Annotated in this window: 20 protein-coding genes and 1 riboswitch; of the genes, 11 read left to right on the plus strand and 9 right to left on the minus strand. The window is 58.5% G+C overall.

From position 1 onward, the window contains the following. The first annotated feature begins 88 nt into the window (after positions 1 to 88). The 3 genes from L3J03_09460 (at position 89) to selD (ending at position 1970) form a co-directional block, all read left to right on the plus strand. Positions 89 to 250, plus strand: a complete 162-nt coding sequence (locus L3J03_09460) for a hypothetical protein (protein ID MCF6291203.1) — start codon at positions 89 to 91, stop codon at positions 248 to 250. After that, positions 247 to 588: an IscA/HesB family protein gene (locus L3J03_09465; protein ID MCF6291204.1), complete on the plus strand. Its 342-nt coding sequence runs from the start codon at positions 247 to 249 to the stop codon at positions 586 to 588. Before L3J03_09460 ends, L3J03_09465 begins: the two co-directional genes overlap by 4 nt. Positions 589 to 995: 407 nt before the next feature. Further along, positions 996 to 1970, plus strand: coding sequence for a selenide, water dikinase SelD (selD, locus tag L3J03_09470; protein ID MCF6291205.1), 975 nt, complete (start codon positions 996 to 998; stop codon positions 1968 to 1970). Here the strand turns inward: selD and L3J03_09475 are convergent. Beyond that, the gene (locus L3J03_09475) at positions 1957 to 2574 is read right to left on the minus strand and encodes a hypothetical protein (GenBank protein ID MCF6291206.1); all 618 of its coding nucleotides are present in this window, start codon (positions 2572 to 2574) and stop codon (positions 1957 to 1959) included. The genes selD and L3J03_09475 overlap by 14 nt on opposite strands. Positions 2575 to 2701: 127 nt before the next feature. On the opposite strand from L3J03_09475, the gene L3J03_09480 reads away from it, so the two are divergent. The 3 genes from L3J03_09480 to L3J03_09490 all read left to right on the plus strand — a co-directional run bounded on the left by L3J03_09480 (position 2702) and on the right by L3J03_09490 (position 6386). Further along, entirely contained in the window at positions 2702 to 3634 is a 933-nt protein-coding gene (locus L3J03_09480) for a LysR family transcriptional regulator (protein MCF6291207.1), read from the plus strand. Between the two features lie 312 nt (positions 3635 to 3946). Beyond that, positions 3947 to 5104, plus strand: coding sequence for an NAD(P)/FAD-dependent oxidoreductase (locus L3J03_09485; GenBank protein ID MCF6291208.1), 1158 nt, complete (start codon positions 3947 to 3949; stop codon positions 5102 to 5104). Between the two features lie 49 nt (positions 5105 to 5153). Then, complete coding sequence (locus L3J03_09490) at positions 5154 to 6386, plus strand: NAD(P)/FAD-dependent oxidoreductase (protein ID MCF6291209.1); 1233 nt, start codon at positions 5154 to 5156, stop codon at positions 6384 to 6386. Positions 6387 to 6452: 66 nt separating this feature from the next. Here the strand turns inward: L3J03_09490 and ettA are convergent, their stop codons facing one another. Continuing rightward, the gene (ettA, locus tag L3J03_09495; protein MCF6291210.1) at positions 6453 to 8138 is read right to left on the minus strand and encodes an energy-dependent translational throttle protein EttA; all 1686 of its coding nucleotides are present in this window, start codon (positions 8136 to 8138) and stop codon (positions 6453 to 6455) included. Positions 8139 to 8376: 238 nt separating this feature from the next. On the opposite strand from ettA, the gene ppsR reads away from it, so the two are divergent. The 3 genes from ppsR (at position 8377) to L3J03_09510 (ending at position 10118) form a co-directional block, all read left to right on the plus strand. Further along, complete coding sequence (gene ppsR / locus L3J03_09500) at positions 8377 to 9195, plus strand: pyruvate, phosphate dikinase/phosphoenolpyruvate synthase regulator (protein ID MCF6291211.1); 819 nt, start codon at positions 8377 to 8379, stop codon at positions 9193 to 9195. A gap of 11 nt (positions 9196 to 9206) precedes the next feature. Next, positions 9207 to 9536: a GIY-YIG nuclease family protein gene (locus L3J03_09505; GenBank protein MCF6291212.1), complete on the plus strand. Its 330-nt coding sequence runs from the start codon at positions 9207 to 9209 to the stop codon at positions 9534 to 9536. A gap of 219 nt (positions 9537 to 9755) precedes the next feature. Then, complete coding sequence (locus L3J03_09510; GenBank protein MCF6291213.1) at positions 9756 to 10118, plus strand: hypothetical protein; 363 nt, start codon at positions 9756 to 9758, stop codon at positions 10116 to 10118. Here L3J03_09510 and thiC read toward each other — a convergent pair. Together thiC and L3J03_09520 are read right to left on the minus strand one after the other, a co-directional pair. After that, entirely contained in the window at positions 10108 to 11439 is a 1332-nt protein-coding gene (thiC, locus tag L3J03_09515; protein ID MCF6291214.1) for a phosphomethylpyrimidine synthase ThiC, read from the minus strand. The genes L3J03_09510 and thiC overlap by 11 nt on opposite strands. Positions 11440 to 11535: 96 nt before the next feature. Then, a riboswitch (cobalamin riboswitch) is annotated at positions 11536 to 11738 on the minus strand. Positions 11739 to 11787: 49 nt separating this feature from the next. Beyond that, positions 11788 to 13239 (minus strand): CDP-alcohol phosphatidyltransferase family protein, encoded by a 1452-nt coding sequence (locus tag L3J03_09520; GenBank protein ID MCF6291215.1) that lies wholly within the window; start codon positions 13237 to 13239, stop codon positions 11788 to 11790. Between the two features lie 235 nt (positions 13240 to 13474). Here L3J03_09520 and L3J03_09525 point away from each other — a divergent pair, with 235 nt between their 5' ends. After that, positions 13475 to 14323, plus strand: coding sequence for a lysophospholipase (locus L3J03_09525; GenBank protein ID MCF6291216.1), 849 nt, complete (start codon positions 13475 to 13477; stop codon positions 14321 to 14323). Positions 14324 to 14386: 63 nt separating this feature from the next. On the opposite strand, the gene L3J03_09530 is transcribed toward L3J03_09525, so the two are convergent. The 5 genes from L3J03_09530 to L3J03_09550 form a co-directional block, all read right to left on the minus strand. Next, positions 14387 to 14743: a PilZ domain-containing protein gene (locus L3J03_09530; protein ID MCF6291217.1), complete on the minus strand. Its 357-nt coding sequence runs from the start codon at positions 14741 to 14743 to the stop codon at positions 14387 to 14389. 150 nt (positions 14744 to 14893) lie between these two features. Further along, positions 14894 to 15232: a type II toxin-antitoxin system PemK/MazF family toxin gene (locus tag L3J03_09535; protein MCF6291218.1), complete on the minus strand. Its 339-nt coding sequence runs from the start codon at positions 15230 to 15232 to the stop codon at positions 14894 to 14896. Continuing rightward, a complete protein-coding gene (locus tag L3J03_09540) occupies positions 15217 to 15459 on the minus strand; it encodes a ribbon-helix-helix domain-containing protein (GenBank protein MCF6291219.1) in 243 nt (80 codons plus the stop codon). Before L3J03_09540 ends, L3J03_09535 begins: the two co-directional genes overlap by 16 nt. 168 nt (positions 15460 to 15627) lie before the next feature. Continuing rightward, positions 15628 to 15906 carry a type II toxin-antitoxin system RelE/ParE family toxin gene (locus L3J03_09545; GenBank protein ID MCF6291220.1) on the minus strand — a complete coding sequence of 93 codons (279 nt, stop codon included), beginning with the start codon at positions 15904 to 15906 and terminating at the stop codon, positions 15628 to 15630. Beyond that, complete coding sequence (locus L3J03_09550; GenBank protein MCF6291221.1) at positions 15899 to 16144, minus strand: hypothetical protein; 246 nt, start codon at positions 16142 to 16144, stop codon at positions 15899 to 15901. Before L3J03_09550 ends, L3J03_09545 begins: the two co-directional genes overlap by 8 nt. A gap of 430 nt (positions 16145 to 16574) precedes the next feature. On the opposite strand from L3J03_09550, the gene cas6 reads away from it, so the two are divergent. Beyond that, positions 16575 to 17528 carry a CRISPR system precrRNA processing endoribonuclease RAMP protein Cas6 gene (gene cas6 / locus L3J03_09555; GenBank protein MCF6291222.1) on the plus strand — a complete coding sequence of 318 codons (954 nt, stop codon included), beginning with the start codon at positions 16575 to 16577 and terminating at the stop codon, positions 17526 to 17528. Positions 17529 to 17657: the final 129 nt, after the last annotated feature.

Here is a 17657-nt window from a genome sequence, read left to right on the forward strand (position 1 = left end):
TTTTCTTATAGCGAACGGTGTAGCGGACCCTGAGCCGCAGCCGTGACGGCAAAAGCGGAATTTGAAACAACTTCGGCAGGATATGCTTATGGATTCCGAATCGCCGTTGCGGCGAAGCGAGTTCCTGCTTGATAGCCTGTTTATGAACAGCCGGCCCTTTTCAATGGAGCGGCCGTTGGTAGAAGAAGACCCCTTTCCCGACAGGAGGGGGGGTACTGAATGTTTAGCCAAGGGAGGAGAAAGCAGATGATTGAACTTACCGAACTGGCGGCAAAAAAACTGTCCGCCTATCTTGCTGAAAACAACATTGACTCACCGGTGCGGGTGGCGGTGATGAACGGCTGCGGCGGTCCTTCACTGGGGCTGGCCATTGACCGGCGCAAAAAAGGCGACACTGCCGTGGACCTTGACGGCCTGCGGGTGATCATGGACACCACCCTGCTCAATGAATGCGGCCGGACCAGGGTTGATTTCAAGCCCCCGTCCGGTTGCAGCGGGGGCGGTTTCGTCGTTACCTCGGAGACGCCCCTGCCCGGCTCTGGCGACAACTGCGGCGGCTCCTGTTCGAGCAGCAGCTGCGGCTGTTGACAGTATTTATATGGTAATCACTCACCGGGTAAGCCCCGCCGGACTCCGGGTTGCCTGAACCATATTGCATTTCAGGAGATCTGGATCATGAAATCTTTTTTGTTTATATTGACCGGCGGTATGGGGAAATGGCCGCATCCGGAATGGATCGAGTCAAAATGATGCAACAGGGGCAAAGGTGCTGGCGCGCCCGGCGGTCTTCAAAACCGTGCGCCTGGTCTGCAAAACCAGGAGGAGGTTCGATTCCCCTTGCCCCTTCCATTAATGAAAATCTTTTCGCGCACCGGATTTTCTCCGGAACGACTTTCATATAACTCGAGGAAAAGGCAATGAATATTTTCAGGAAAAAAACCCTCACCAGCCTGGCCCGCACCTGCGGTTGAGCCGCCAAAATCGGTCCGACGGATCTGTCGGACGCGCTTGCCGGTCTTACCCGGCCCGATGATCCCGGCCTGCTGGTCGGTTTCGAGACCTCGGATGACGCTGCCGTCTACCGGCTTTCGGATGAAATCGCCATGATCAACACCGTGGATTTCATTACCCCGCCGGTGGATGATCCCTACTGGTTCGGCCAGATCTCGGCGGCCAATTCCATCTCGGACGTCTATTCCATGGGCGGCAGGCCGCTCACCGCATTAAACGTGGTGATGTTCCCGTCCAAACAACTGGATATGGGGTTGTTGAAGGAGATCCTGCGCGGCGGCCATGACAAGGTGAATGAGGCCGGGGCCTGCCTGGTGGGCGGCCATTCGGTCGACGACCGGGAGCCGAAGTACGGGCTCTGCGTAAGCGGGGTGGTACACCCGGAGCGGATCATCACCAATGCTGGGGCAAAGCCGGGCGACGCCTTGATCCTGACCAAGCCGCTGGGCTCCGGGGTGCTGTTCAACGCGGTGCGCTCCGGCAAGTTCCCTTTCCGGGAACTGGAACGGGATATCCTGCCCTCCCTGGCGGCGTTAAACGGACCGGCCATGGAAGCGGCCCTTAAGTTCGACCTGCATGCCTGTACCGACATCACCGGTTTCGGCATTCTCGGTCATCTGCTGGAAGTGGCCCATGGCAGTAATGTCAGGCTCATTGTCCGCTACCAGGATCTGCCCTTTTACCCGGGCGCGGCGGAAATGTACAAAAAAAGGGAAACCACCGGCAGCAACAAGGCCAACCGGACAATGGTGGCCCGGCATAAGCTTAAGATGATGACGCGGTTGTCAAAACAGCAGGATGAACTGCTGTATGATCCGCAGACCTCGGGCGGGCTGCTGCTCTCCCTGCCCGGCAGCCAGGCCGACGGACTGATCGCGGCCCTCAAGATTGCCGGTACTCCGGTCGCCGCCCGTATCGGTGAGGTGGTTGACGAGCCGACCGGCATCATTGTGGTGTGAAATGGTCCTTTTTGTCCATCGTGACGGCAATTTTAATAAGCGTCTGGATGCATTGCGCCGGGCCGGCGGCCATGCCGCCCTGGCCGCTGGAAACGCGGTTGAAATCATGGTTAATCTTGCCGATGGTTGCAAAGGTCTTGATCAGATCGGCCGGCAAACCAAATATGGCGAGGCCAGGATCAAGAATTGCCTGAAGTTCAACCTGGGCAACGGCTACCGTCTGATCTCGGTAAAAAATAATAATGCCATTCTGCTGTTGTACATCGGCACCCATGATGAGTGCGATGCCTGGCTCGAAAAGAACCGGGGCCGGATCTTTTCCCCCACAGGCGCTGATCCCGGACTGTTTACCCGGTCTGAACCGGGCGCTGAAACCAATGACCAGGGGAAACCGGAGAGTCATCAAAGGGATGAATATGAGGAACTGCTGATGGGCAAGATCAATGACCGGCTGCTGGAGAAGCTGTTTTGCGGCCTGCGCAAAAACAGCATCGCGCAAAGGCGTTAATAACCAGCATGGCCGGACCATATTGGCCAGCCACAACGAAACAATGAAAGGCGTCACTCCGGCATGGCCAGGACAGCACTTTGTGGCGATTTTCATATAAATGACAATCAACAACCTTTATTTCGCATAAGCTGGGATACAAACAACCGATACCCGCCAGCCGGTGCCATTAATAATATCTATTTAAACAGGACCGAGTTACCGGTAATCAGGGGCATGGAGAATGCCCGGGGAAAGGAATATGGATCTGCACCGGCTTGAAGTTTTCTGCAAGGTGGTGGAGCTGCAGAGCTTTACCAGGGCCGGGGAAGCGATTTATTTATCGCAGCCCACGGTAAGCGAGCATATCCGCAGCCTGGAGGAAACGCTGGACGAAAGGCTGGTTGACCGGCTCAACCGGAAGGTACTGCCCACTCCGGCCGGCCGGATCCTCTATCAATATGCCCGGCGGATCCTGCGGCTGCGGCAGGAGGCGATGCAGGCGATCAAGGCCTATCGGGGGAAGATCGCCGGTCTTCTCGCGCTGGGGGCCGGCACCATCCCGGGGACATATTACCTGCCCGAGTGCATCGGTGTTTTCAAGCGCAGCTATCCGGCCCTGCAGATCAATCTGAAGATCTCCGGCTCCCGCCTGGTTGCCGACGAGGTGCTCCAGGGAGACCTGGAAGCAGGGGTTATCGGCGCCAGGTGGAGCGATTCCGGCCTGGAATGGGAAGAGATCTTTTTCGATGAACTGGTGCTCACGGTTTTTCCGCAACATCGCTGGGCTGAACGGGAAAGCATCGTTCTGAGCGAACTGGAACGGGAACCGTTCATCCTCCGGGAGCGCTACTCCGGCACCCGCAAGGTTATGACCGATATCCTGGAACGGCACGGTTTCAAGCTGAACCGTCTCGGCGTGGTTGCGGAAATGAGCGCCACCGAGGCGGTGCGGCAGAGCATCAAGGCGGAGATCGGGGTTTCGATCCTCTCCCGCCAGGCGATATCCGCGGACCTCGAGTCCGGGGCCCTGAAGGTCGTCACCATCAAGGGGATCGAGTTCTTTCGCCCCTTTTATCTTATAACGCCCCGCAACAGGGAACTTTCGCCCGGCTGCGCCATTTTCCTGGATCACCTGCGGGCTGAAAGCAAGGTCCTGTTTCACGGGGTGGTATAGGCCGCGCCTCCGGGGCCCGTAAGGAAACAACCCGGCTGATCCCGCATCTTATCCCTGGCAAGCGACAATCGCCTTTTCCTATCCGGCCCTGCCGGCAGAATCAATATTATCTATTTGTGTTATGGGCCCGGCGCTGTAAAGCTCCCAGCTGTGCATCCGGCAGGCCCATCGGCCGCGGCCGCACCAGGGCCGGCGGGAATTGACCTGACAGGCATTATCAGCCCGTTTTTCGAGCACAAGGCAGCAGGCGCGGGTCATTGCTCTGTTGCGGCGGGTCGCTGCTGAGAAACGCGGGCTGGCAAGGGGGGGGGGGTGAAACGCGTTGTTATTCTGGGAGGGGGCAGCGCCGGGCTAATGGCTGCCAATCGATTGCGAAGGGCATTCCGGCGGGATGACCTGGAGCTGACCGTGATCGAAAGAAGGCGGCGGCATATCTTTCAGCCCGGCTTTACTCTGCTGGTATTCGGCCTGGAAGAACCGGAAAATCTCATCCGGCCGACCCGGGACCTTTTGCTGCCCGGGGTGAAGCTGATGACCGATTCGGTGGTCAAGGTCGAGCCCGAGGAAAAAAAGGTCCTGACCGAAAAAAGCGGTGATGTCCGGTACGATTATCTGGTGATCTGCACCGGGGCCCGGGTCGATGCCGGCCTGACCCCGGGGCTGAAGCAAGGGATTGCCGCTGGCAGGAATGTTTTCACCTTTTACAATATGGAGGGTGCGCTGGGACTGCGGGAGGCCCTGGACCGCTTTGACCGCGGCACCATTGTTTCCTCGATCTGTGAGATGCCGATCAAGTGCCCGGCCGCGCCGATGAAGTTCATCATGATGGCCCAGGACTTCATCCGCCGCAAGGGGCTCCGCCATAAATGCCGGTTCATCTTCACCACCCCGCTGCCCGCCGTCTTTTCAAGGGAACCGTACGCATCCCTGATGGCCGGAATTTTCAAGGAAATGGATATCGAGACGATTGCGAACTTCACCCCGGCATTGGTGGATCATGAAAAGGGGGTTATTGAGGATTTCCGGGGCAGGAAGGTGAAATTCGATCTGGCCTGCGTTACTCCGGCCCATACCGGCGATGCGGCGATGATCAACTCACCTGGGGTCGGAGATCAAGCCGGCTGGGTCAATTGCGACAAACACAAAATGACCGCCCGGAAGTATGACGACATTTATTCCCTGGGTGACGCCCCTGATTTTCCCACTGCCAAGACCGCTTCCGGGGCCAGAAAACAGGCCGATGTCCTGGTTGAACGGATGCGGTCCCTGATCAACAATGAGGCGCCGGTTGCCACCTACGACGGCGAGATCATCTGCCCGGTGCTGACCCGGTTCGGCAAGGCGATGTTCGCCCATTTCAATTATGAGGATCCCCTCGGCCCGGCCTGGGAGAGTTCCATGTACTGGCAGGTCAAGGTACACATGCTTCGGCCGCTCTACTTCAACCTCATGTTGCCCGGTCTGATGTGATCAACCAGCATGTTTTTCAGACAACCAAAACCACAGGAGGAGATAAGTCATGAAAAGAATTGTAATTCTCGGGGCCGGTACCGGCGGAACAATGATGGCCAACAAGTTGCGGCGGGAACTGGATCGCAACGAATGGGAGATAACCGTAATTGACCGGAACAATAAGCACATCTACCAGCCGGGCCTGCTGTTCGTCCCCTTTCAGATGTTAAAGCCCGCCGAGATCGTCAAGACCAGGCGGGAGTTTCTGCCGCCAGGGGTTGACTTTGTCATTGATGAGATCACCAGGGTGGATGCCAAGGCCAACACGGTGTACACCACAAAAAACAAGTATCCCTATGACAAGCTGATCATCTCCACCGGCTGCCGGCTGGCGCCCGAGGAAATTCCGGGCATGGTGGAAGGAATGAAAAAAAATGTTCATGACTTCTATACCCTGGAAGGGGCCACCCGTTTGAGTAAAGCCATGCAGGAGTTCCAGGGCGGCAAAATTGTCATGCATATCAGCGAGATGCCCTTCAAATGCCCGGTGGCCCCGATTGAGTTTGTTTTTCTGGCTGACTGGTATTTCCAGGAGAAAGGGATCCGGGACAAGGTGGAGATCGAATTCGTCACCCCCCTGGGCGGGATGTTCACCAAGCCGGTGGCCACCAAGGTGTTTGCCTCGGCGGCCCAGGACAAAGATATCAGCGTGGTGTCCGACTTCGCGATAATCGAGGTCCATCCGGAGACCAATGAGATCGAATCCGCCAACGGCACCCGGGTGGGCTATGACCTGCTGGTCACCATCCCGCCCAACATGGGCACCCAGGTCCTGTTCGAGTCCGGCATTACCGATGAATTATGCTGGGTGAACACCGATAAAAATAAACTCAAGGCCGTGGGCCATGACAATATCTACGTACTGGGCGACACTACCAACGTGCCCACCTCCAAGGCCGGCTCGGTGGCCCATTTCGAGTCTGAAATCCTGACCGAGAATATACTGGCGGAAATTGCCGGGCAGGAACCGCATGCTGATTTCGACGGCCATTCCAACTGCTTTATCGAGTCAGGATATAACAAGGCATACCTGATCGACTTTAACTATACCCAGGAACCCCTGCCCGGCAAATTCCCGCTGCCGGCGATGGGTCCTTTTGAGTTGCTGGGCGACACCGAGATAAACCACATGGGCAAGCTGCTGTTCAAGTGGACCTACTGGAACGTTCTTCTGAAAGGCACGGAGATCCCGGTGGTCGGGCCGGGGATGTCAATGCTGGGCAAGAGAATTCAGGGCTGACCCGCATTTTCGTCCCATAGCCGGTGATAACCAGAAGCGGCGCCTTCCGGGCGCCGCTTCTTCTGGTTATGTCCGGGTCAACTGCCGGTACTTGATCCGGTGCGGCTGGTCAGCGGCCGCGCCGAGCCGGGCCCGGCGGTCTGCCTCGTATTCCGAGTAATTTCCCTCAAACCACTCGACGTGGCTGTCTCCTTCAAAGGCCAGGATATGGGTGGCGATCCGGTCCAGGAACCAGCGGTCATGGCTGATCACCACTGCGCAGCCGGCAAAGTTCTCCAGGGCCTCTTCCAGGGCGCGCAGGGTGTTGACGTCCAGGTCATTGGTAGGCTCGTCCAGAAGCAGGACATTGGCCCCCTGCTTCAGCATCCGGGCCAGGTGGACCCGGTTGCGCTGGCCGCCGGACAGGAGGCCCACCTTTTTCTGCTGTTCGCTGCCCGAGAAGTTGAACCGGGCCACATAGGCCCGGGAATTGACCTCCCGGCTGCCCAGCCGGAGCATCTCCCGGCCGTCGCTGATCGCCTCCCAGATCGTCTTGTCCGGGTCAAGGGAATCGCGGGACTGATCGACATAAGCCAGTTTCACTGTCTCGCCGAGCCGGATGGAGCCGGAGTCCGGCCTGTCCCGGCCGGTGATCATCTTGAACAGGGTGGTCTTGCCGGCGCCGTTGGGGCCGATCACCCCGACGATACCACCCGGCGGCAGCCCGAAGCTCATCTCCTGCATCAGGATTTTATCGCCGAACGATTTGTTTACCTTGTCCGCCTCGATCACCACCTTGCCCAGCCGTGGACCGGGCGGGATATAAATTTCCAGTTCCCTGATCCGGCGGTCATCATCCTGGGCCAGGAGTTTTTCATAGGCGCTGATCCGGGCCCTGGATTTGGCGTGCCGGCCCTTGGGCGTCATCCGGATCCATTCCAGTTCGCGTTGCAGGGTCTTGCGGCGGCTGGATTCCTGCTTCTCCGTGTGCTGGAGCCGCTTTTCCTTCTGTTCCAGCCAGGAGGAATAGTTGCCCTTCCAGGGAATGCCCCGGCCCCGGTCCAGCTCCAGGATCCAGCCGGCCACGTTGTCGAGAAAATAGCGGTCATGGGTCACCGCGATCACAGTGCCCGGATAGCGCTGGAGATGGTGCTCCAGCCAGGCCACGGATTCGGCGTCCAGGTGGTTGGTGGGCTCGTCGAGCAGGAGGATATCCGGCTTCTGCAGCAGCAGCCGGCAGAGGGCCACCCGCCGTTTCTCGCCCCCGGACAGGAGCGTGACCCGGGTATCGCCCGGGGGACAGCGCAGGGCGTCCATGGCCATTTCCAGCCGGCTGTCCAGTTCCCAGGCGTTCAGATGATCAAGCTTTTCCTGGACCCGGCCCTGGCGTTCGATCAGCTCGTTCATCTCCTTATCGGCCATGGGCTCGGCGAATTTTTCATTGATCGCATTGAACTCGTTCAGCAGGTCCACGGTTTCCTGGACCCCCTGCTCGACAATCTCCCGCACCGTCCTGGTCTGGTCAAGCCGCGGTTCCTGCTCCAGCATGCCGATGGTATGGCCCGGCGCCAGGCTGATCCTGCCGTTGAACTCCTTGTCCTTGCCGGCCAGGATGCGCAACAGCGAACTCTTGCCCGAGCCGTTCAGGCCCAGCACCCCGATTTTGGCGCCGTAGAAGTAGGAGAGATTGATGTTCTCAAGCACCGGTTTTTTATCATAGAACTTACTTACCCCGATCATGGAGTAGATGATTTTGTTCGCTTCGTCGCCCATGGTAAAAACTCCCTGATTATTTATGATCCGGCGCCGGCCGGAAGTAATCTCGTCAACCGGATAATTTACCATACCCATCCGGCCGTGTCATCCGGAACCGGTCGGCGGGCAGCCCGCCTATCTCCTTGACGCCCGGCGCCGGGACCGCTAGAGTTCTGTCAGGTTGTCCTTATCCTGTGTCCAGGGCCGGCAGACCCGCCCCCCGGGCCGCTTTGATTCTCTTGCTGGAGAAAATTCGATGTGGAGTTCCAAGGATGTTTACTATATTTCCGACGGCACCGGGATCCTGGCCACCAACCTGGGCCAGGCCCTGATCTGCCAGTTCCCGGAGACCAGTTTCAACGAGGAGCGCTTTCCCTTTATCCGGACCAGGAAGGAAGCGGAAGAGATCCTGGCCCATATTCTCAAGCGTTCGGCCGGCCGGCGGCCCCTGGTTTTCAGCACCATCATCGATGGCGAGGTCCGGTCGATCTTTGATTCGCCGGAGGTGGAGTTCTTTGATGCCTTTGGCGGTTTTCTCGACCGGCTGGAGACCTGCATCGAGGCCGAGGCATTACGCGAGCCGGGATTTTCCCATCATATCAACGATGTGGCCATGAACCGGCGGGTCGAGGCGATCAACTACTGCCTGGCCCACGACGACGGCACCAAGGCCGACGAGTATGACGAGGCCGAGGTGATTCTGCTCGGGGTCTCCCGGGCCGGCAAGACCCCGGTAAGTGTTTATCTCGCCACCCAGATGGGACTGCGTTCCGCCAATTTCCCCCTTACCTCGGAGTACCTGAACAGCTACCGGCTGCCGGAGTCGATCCTGATGAACCGGAAAAAGGTGGTGGCCCTGACCACCTCGCCGGAACTGCTGCACAGTGTTCGGGAAAAACGCTACGCCGGGAGCAAGTACGCCAGGATGTCCACCTGTATCGAAGAGATCCAGCAGGCCCGGCAGATTTTTCTGAAGCAGAAGATCCCGGTGGTGAGTACGGCGGGCAAATCCATTGAGGAGATCGCCACCCAGGTAATCCAGCACCTGGGGGTTTCGCGCAAATCCCTGTTATGAGTAACAGCGTGATGGAACCGGAAACAGAAACGAGCAGACCCTGGTATGTCTATATTGTCCGCTGCCGGGACGAAAGTCTTTATACCGGAATTACCACGGACGTGGGCCGCCGGGTAATGGAACATAATCACGAGACAAACGGGGCCCGCTACACCCGGCCGCGGCGGCCGGTGCGCCTGGTATATCAGGAACAGGCCCCCTCCCGCTCCGCGGCCCTGAAACAGGAGGCGCGGATAAAGCGACTAAGGGCCCCGGCCAAAAAGCGGCTGATCGCGGCCCAACCGGCCGGGGGTAATAAGGGCGTTACCTTTTCCGATGCGGAAAGTGACAACAGGCCTTGATGAGCCTGACAAATGTTGTTCATCGGCGGGGCAGGGCCCTGTTTGACCTTTTGCCTTGCATTTTCAACGGTATTTTTATAGTTTTCTGAGGTGGTGGACGGAAAAGAGGTCCACCCATGCATGGCTCGCCCGGCCGGTTGCCGGTCGAGCATGCCCTTGCAGCCACACATCTCGTATTGCTGCTCCACCCGCTGTCAACCCTTTACCGGGAGGTGCAGGATGACCACCAAGTTTTCCTTTTCCAAAAACGAGCAGGAGCTTCTGCCCGCTTTTCGCCGGAAGATGAATAACGCCGAATCAACCGAGGATGTACGGAAATTTTTTGTGCGAACCGTCATCAACCTGTTCGGCACCATTTTTTCGGATTCCCTTGAGGTCGAGTATGAAGATGTTTTCCTCCGGCCGGACGCAGCGCCTTTTTTCGGGTTGAGTACCAGGCTGGCCGGGGATGCGCGTTTCCAGGCGATCTGGAACGGTTCGGACCTGCCCAGTGTGGTCGGGCGGCTGGCCAAGTCCGCCCGCTGCCGTTTCCGGCACATGGAAAAAAACCCGGAAAAGACCGAGGCCAAGATCAGGAGGTAGGGGCCTGGGGACAGGTCGCCTTGTCGCCGCGGATATCCTTGCCGAACAGGCTGCTGCCCCGCACCATGGCACAGAAATCGCCGCACATGGTGCAGGTTTTCCGGTCTTCCGGGACCCGGCCGCGGCGGATCTCTTCCGCCTTTTCCGGGAACATCAGCAGGCCGAGATGATCCTGCCAGCGGCTGTCGCGCCGGGCCAGGGCCACCTTTTTCTCCTGCTCGCGGCGGTCCGGGTACTTGGCAATGTCCCCGATCCGGGCCGCCAGCCGGGTGGCCCGGAGCCCTTCCCGCACATCATCCTCATTGGGCAGGGCCAGGTGTTCGGCCGGGGTGATGTAGCAGATCAGGTCCGCCCCGTAACGGGCCGCGTTGGCCGCGCCGACGGCCGCGGTGATATGGTCGTAGCCAGCGCCGCTGTCCGCCGGCAGGGGGCCTAGCACATAGTAGGGCGCATTGTTGCTCATCCGTTTCTCCAGCATGATGTTAGCCTCGATCTCGTCCAGGGGCACATGGCCCGGACCTTCCACCATCATCTGGCAGCCCATTTCCCGGCCCAGGTCGGCCAGCTCGCAGTTGATGATCATCTCCGCCATCTGGGCCCGGTCATGGCTGTCATGGATCGCCCCGGCCCGGATGCCGTTGCCCAGCGAAAGCACGGCGTCATATTTTTTCATCAGCTCGCAGACCCGGTCGAATTGTTCGTAGAGCGGGTTTTCCCGGTTATGGTATTCCATCCACGAGACCATGAAGGTGCCGCCCTTGGAGACCAGGCCGCCGTACCGGTAGCCCTGTTTGCGCAGCCGCTCGATGCTGAAGCGGTTGATCCCGCAGTGGATCGCCATAAAGGAGATACCGTCAACCAACTGGCGTTCGATCAACTCGAACAGGTATTCGGGATCCAGCTTGTTGGGGTTGCGGTATCTGCGGCTCGCCTCGGCAAAGGCCTGGTAGAGCGGAACATTGCCCACCGGCAGGGAGCAGCCGGCCAGCACCGCCCGCCGGATCGCGTCCAGGTCGCCGCCAGTGGAAAGCTCCATCAGGGTATCGGCCTGCTCCTGCTCGGCAACCCGGGCCTTGCGCACCTCCAGCTCGATGTCGCTGATATCCGAGGAGGTGCCGATGGAGGCGTTGACCTTGGTGCGCAGGCCGGTGCCGATGCCCACTGTTTTCTGCTGCTTGCGGTTGGGGTTGTTGGGGATCACGATTTCGCCGGTTGCCACCCGCTGGCGGATGATCTCCCCGGAAAAATCTTCCTCGGCCGCCACCTGGGCCATCAGCGGGCTGACCACCCCTTGCCGGGCCAGTTCGATCTGGGTTTTCATTGTCTGTCTCTCCCTGTTCCGCCGTCCGCGCGGGCATAAAAAAATCCGCGCTCCAGGAAAAAACCCGGAACACGGAAATGCGCGGACATGCAATTCTGATTATTATCAACCCCTGGCAGGTCTTCTGACTTACAGATCACCCCCTGGCCCGCGCCTTCCCGTTCCCCAGGGGGAGCAGTGGCATTGTGCGGGGCAGGGTCCCTGTTTACAGCGCCGGCCCAACGTTACGGATTCACACCGTATTCCCTTTTCATTGCCGCTGTCTAGCAGCGGTCAACACCAGGGGTCGTTTCCTTGATGATGGCCCACTCTTTAACTGGAATTGATCAGAAATGCAAGCCGGACGGCTTAGGAACGGGGTTCAAGCCTATGGGTGAATAGCGGCGACAGGAGGTAGGCGAGCAGATAGGCCAGGGCCAGGTAGCCGAAATAGGGGGTGAATACCGAGATGATGAGCAGGGCCAGGTTCAGCCGGCCGAACCAGGGATGGCGATCCGTAAAACGGCCGATGTGGAGGTAGTGGACCGGGTAGAGGTTCATCAGCAGGGCAGTGGCCGGCAGCAGGCCGACGCTGAACAGTCCCCAGAAGCGGGTCATCTCCGAGCCGTTGGCCAGGGCCTGGCTGTAGAGCAGTATCGGCGCGGTGACCAGGAGAGCGGCGGCAGGGGTGGGCATGCCTTTGAAAAAACCGGGAATCGGCGCCGGGTCCAGGGTGAAGTAGATGAGCCGGCCGATACCGAACAGGCAATAGATAAGGGCGATCCAGCCCAGGGGCAGGCCGGAGATCTCGGCCAGCGGCGAGTCGGAGAGGACCAGGTAGAAGATCAGGGCCGGGACCAGGCAGAAGCTGATCCCGTCGGCAATATCGTCCAGAATGGAGCCCAGGCTGATACCCGGCCGGGGATCGTTGCCGGCCGCCGGCTCGGTCAGCCCCAGTCGCCGGGCCAGGGCCCCGTCCAGTTTGTCGAAGATCGCCGCGCCGAGTACCAGCAGGTAGGCGGCCCGCATCCGGTCCTGGTAAGCGAAAAAGATGGCCAGCAACCCCATCATCGCGTTCATGAAGGTAAGGAAATTGGGAAAAAAGGAGAGAATCAGCCGCCGGAGCTGATCGTCCTCATGACATACCTCGTCCAGGCAGAGGGAGCCATATTTCCGGAAATGGGCGGCAATGGAGCCGAAGGTGATGATCAACAGCAGGATTTCGATGCTGAGATAGAAGCGAAGGGGCAGGGTGGCCAGTTTTTCCACCCAGCTGTAGATTGAAAGCGAGGGGCCGCCCGGGAGGTAGAAGGCATGCACATAGAGCAGGGCCGCCACCGGCGCCGCGGCCATGGTCCGCAGCCGGCGGAAATCCCGGGCCTCGGGTTCCGGAACCTGCTGGTCGGCATAGCCGCGGATAAAGTGGGCGAAATTGTCCCGGACCAGCACGCTGATGCAGAGAAAGAGGACCAGAATCGCGTGCAGCATCTCCGGCCGGGTATGGCCGGGCGCGGCAAAGATCAGCCGCCACATCATGCCGGCGACGATCAGCGGGAAGATGATCGAATAGACCACCCGGTCCATCATCCGGTCGGCCAGGTCGGCCAGGGTGGGATGGGGGTGGTAGCGGGCCGCAAACCATCCGTCCACCAGGTCGAAGCCCATGGCGATCCCCAGCAGGATTACCCCGGCAAGGTAGATCTGCGGCTCCCGGGTCCAGAGCACGGCCACGGCGCAGAGCATGCTGGCAAAGACCAGCGGCGGCCGGCCGTAGATAAAGAGCGCGGTCAGGGTTCGGGAAAGTCTGGTGGTTCCTGGCATTGTTCGTCCTGGAGATGGTCGCGAAGGGGCCTGTTTTACTGCATGGTGGTTGCGCACCTTACCATAGCCGCCAATAAAATAGCCAGCCCCGCGCCATCGATTCCCGGCCGGACCGCGTATCCGCGCAATTACGGATGGCGCCTCTTTGCCGGACCGTTAACTTTGCAAGAGAGTCATGGTGTGGTATGTATCGGCTCGGGAAAAAACGTGAAAGGTGAAACGCGGAAGGTGAAATGTGAAAGATCACGATTGGCGGCAGAGTAAAGATAATTCAATCGGGCTGGATCAGCCGGCTGTACTGGAAATCCTTTTCCACCCTCGCCCGGAGGTGGTGGGCCCGTTGCCGCCCCGGGCCGAGGACCATCTTGTTCCGGTGAGCGATGGAGCGCAACTGGGGGCCCGCTTTCACCTGGCTGCCCCGGATGAGCCCCATATTCTTTTTTTTCACGGCAACGGCGAGACGGTCAATGATTATGACCAGGTCGGTGCCCGGTTCAGCGCCACGGGCCTCAGCTTTCTTGCCGTGGATTTCCGGGGCTACGGCATCAGCACCGGGACCCCGCGGGCCTCGACCCTGCTCAGCGACGCCCATCTGGTGTTTGCAATGGTCCGGGAATGGATGGCCGCCGGTAACCGGAGCGGGCCCCTGCTGCTGATGGGCCGGTCCCTGGGCACTGCCTGCGCCGTGGAGCTGGCCGTGGCCCATATGGATGATATTGCCGGCCTGATCATTGAAAGCGGCTTTGCCACCACCCTGCCCCTGCTGATCCGGCTGGGGGTCGATGTGAACGGGCTGGGTCTGACCGAGGCGGACGGCTTTGGCAACGTGCGCAAGATCGAGCGGATGACCAAAGCGATCCTGCTCATCCATGGTCAGAACGACCAGATTATTCCGGTGGCCGAGGCTGCCATTCTCCATGCCCAGTGCAGTGCCCGCAACAAGGAGTTGCAGATTGTGCCTGGCGCGGATCATAACTCGATCATCGCCAGAACCGGCAGGATGTACTTTGAGGTCATCAAGCGGTTTGTCCACAAGGCCTGCGGGATCCGCGCGAAACGGCGGCGCAGGCAAAAGAAGTCATAACCTTGATCCGGCACGTGGCCGAGGAGCGATGGGCAGGGATGAAATGATCCGGCCGGGGTGGGTTCAGGCATTTCCCAGTTCGGGATGAAGGACCTTGATCCGGTCGATGTAATGGAGAATATTCTCCTTTAATTCCAGAGTCGGCTGGTCGAGAAACTGTACCCCCATGCCCCGCTCCAAGGGATCTTTGCCGCGCTTGACCCAGACCACCGCCGCCGGGACCTCCACCTCCTTGAGGGCGCCGAAGGAGAAGAGCAGTTTGACCTGGCTGCCCACCGGCGGCGGGTCTGCGGCGCAGATGAACATCCCGTCCACTGAAATATCCCGGTTGAACGAGATGATATAATTTTTCCGGTGGATATAGTTGACCTTGAAGCTGGCCGGAACGCGTGCATGAATCCGGCGGTCCCTTTCGCCCATGTATATTCTCCGTGTTGGTCCTGGTCGTTCCATAACCGGTTAACGGCTTTTTCCGTAACCGGACAACGGCCGTCCTCTCTTCCGTAGATAGTAAAAATATCCGGCAAGGACAAGAAGTATAAGCGGCAACCCGTGGCCGACGGGCACTGGTTAGCCCAGAATTATTTCATTAAGCCCTTCTATCACGAAACCTAATTCTTTACTGGAGGCCTTGCCGATTTTCTTGCCAAGTCGTTTAATTGACAGGGTTCTGATCTGGCTTATTTTTGCCCAGGACTTCTTGGGAAGTTTTGAACTGCTCAGTTCGAGGGTCAACGGGAAACCGGCTTTCTGCGGCTGGCTGGTGATTGCAACAGCGATTACGGTGCCGGAATGTTTGTTGAAAACATCACGACTCAGAATAAGAACAGGCCGCAGACCTGCCTGTTCGTGCCCAATAGCAGGATTTAAGTTTGCCCAACAAATATCACCTCTTAATATTCCGGCCATTCTTCAATCTCCGAGGATATTCCTTCGTCGGCAAGAGCTTGTTCAAACTCAGGATTTAATTTGGCGCATTCAACTTCCAGCCGATTTTGTTCGATCTTGTTCAGCTTTTCTTTGATTGCTTCCTGAATAGCCTTGCTGCGATTAGGAAAAGTGTGAGATTTGACCAAGAGATCAAGCCGGTTCAAAATGTTTTCTTCAATTGTGATTGCGATTTTCGCGGTTGCCATAACATTGCCTCCTGGTATTACAATATATCATACCGAGGCGGTGTGCAACTTTTAACTCTTTTTTCGTGAAACCAGGGACCACCCTATATTCCCCTTGTCCGTAACCAGCCACAGGGCAAGGCACCGGCACTCCGGTAAACTCCAGGCCGGTGGTCGCTGATCGTCTGATCAGCGGCGGTAACTCTGGCGCCGGTGCTCAGCAACCGTCATGATGACGATTTTTTCTTCATGGTTGATTTGATAGAAAAAGCGGTAGCTGCCGATTCGGTAACGCCAGGCTGGAGGGTTGTAATGCCGCAGTTTTTTGATATTAAGACCGAAGTCAGGCGATTTTTTCAGCTGGGGATAGATATGTTCACGCAGTTTCTTTTTGATCTTGTCCCGCCGTCCTTCAAAGTCCTGCTCAAGGTCCGCCAGAAAGCCTTCGGTCTCGAATATTCTATACATCGACGAACGAGCCCTTCATCTCCCGGGCTTCCGCGGCACCGCGTTTTAGACGCTTGGTCAGAACAGGATTGGCAAGGATTTCTTCCATTTCCAACTCATCCACAAAGGAGTCCTCTTCAAGTTTCCGCAGGGCCAGAAAACTTATCAGGTTGGAAAGGGAACGTTTCACGCTGCCGGCAGCGCTGGAAAATTTTTCATACTCCTCGTCGGAGAGGCGCAGGGTTACGGTTTTGGACATGGATCACCTCCATTGTGTTCGTTTGTGTTTATAATAACGCATTGTGAGGTTGATGCAATAAAAAGCAGGTGGCATCCGGGGCATCCGCGGGGGCATCCGGGACGTCCCGCAGTTCAGTTGTAACTGGCTGACGACCGTCCTCTCTTCCGTAGATAGTAAAAATACCCGGCAAGGGCAAGAAGTATAAGCGGCAACCCGGCGCCGGGGGGCAGGCCGGCATTCTTTGTTGTTGTATTTCGCCCGGTTATCTGGTAGAGCCTTCTATATCGTAACCGTTCACCAGCACCAATACCGCCTGTCGACCATTTCCACGGAGATGCTTTCGCCCCTTTTCCGCACCAGGGGCCGCGCCTCCAAGGTCCGGGTTCCGCAAACCTGTCCGGCGCATTGAGAGACCAGCAATACCGGCCGTAAAAGGACCGTATAAGCCATGCTGTTTCGCACCTGTGAGTTCCATTGCCGATTCACCACCCCGGCGCTGCTGCCTGAATTCAAGGGCTCCATGCTGCGCGGCGCCTTTGGCCATGCCCTGAAGCGGGTGGCCTGCACCCTCGGCCGGCAGCGCTGCGATGACTGCCTCCTGGCCCCGGCCTGCGGTTATGCCTTTATCTTTGAAGCGGCCAGGGCACTGCCGGGCAATGGAAACGACCGGCCCAGAAATTCCGGCCCGCCCCTGCCCTTTGTCCTGAATCCACCCCAAGAGCCTGACCGGGATTATAAGCCGGGCGATCCCCTTGAATTCAGTCTGACCCTGTTCGGCCGGGCCAACGATTTCCTGCCCCATATCATCTATGCGGTGGAACAGATGGGGGAGTCCGGCCTGGGGAAAAAAACCAGGGCCGGCCAGGGCTGTTTCCAACTCCTCGCCATCAGCTCGGGCGCCACCACCATCTATGACGGCGAGCGCAAGATTCTTAAACAGCAGCCTCCCCTGGAGCGCCTTAGCCTGGGCGCTTCACCAGCCGAACCGGCCCGGGCCGTATCGGTCCACCTGCTCACTCCGCTCCGGCTCAAATACCATAACCGGTTCCAGGACACCCTGCCTTTCCATGTCCTCATCCGGGCGGCCCTGCGGAGGATCTCCACCCTGGCGGAGATCTATGGCGATGGGGAACCGCAACTGGATTACCAGGGAATAATCAAACGGGCCCAAGGCATAGAGATCAAAGAGAACAAATGCCGTTGGATCGACCTGACCAGGTACAGCAACCGCCAGAAGACCGCCATGCGGATAGGCGGGATTAAGGGCATGGTTTCGTATCAGGGCGATCTGGCCGAGTTCCTGCCCCTGCTCCAATTCTGCGAAAAGAGCCATCTGGGCAAGCAGACCGCCTTTGGCCTGGGCAGGATCGAACTGACGGTGGACGGTGGAACTGCCGGTTGACCCTCCTTCGCCTGATGGCTCCGGCGGGCAGGCAGTGGGCGGTGGATGGAAAACAGATGCCGGCAAATGGAATGGGGGTGACCGAGGATGGACCTGCTGCCGACTGAAAGAATAGCAGACCAAATCCTT

Source organism: Desulfobacterales bacterium (assembly GCA_021647905.1).
GTDB lineage: Bacteria > Desulfobacterota > Desulfobulbia > Desulfobulbales > BM004 > JAKITW01.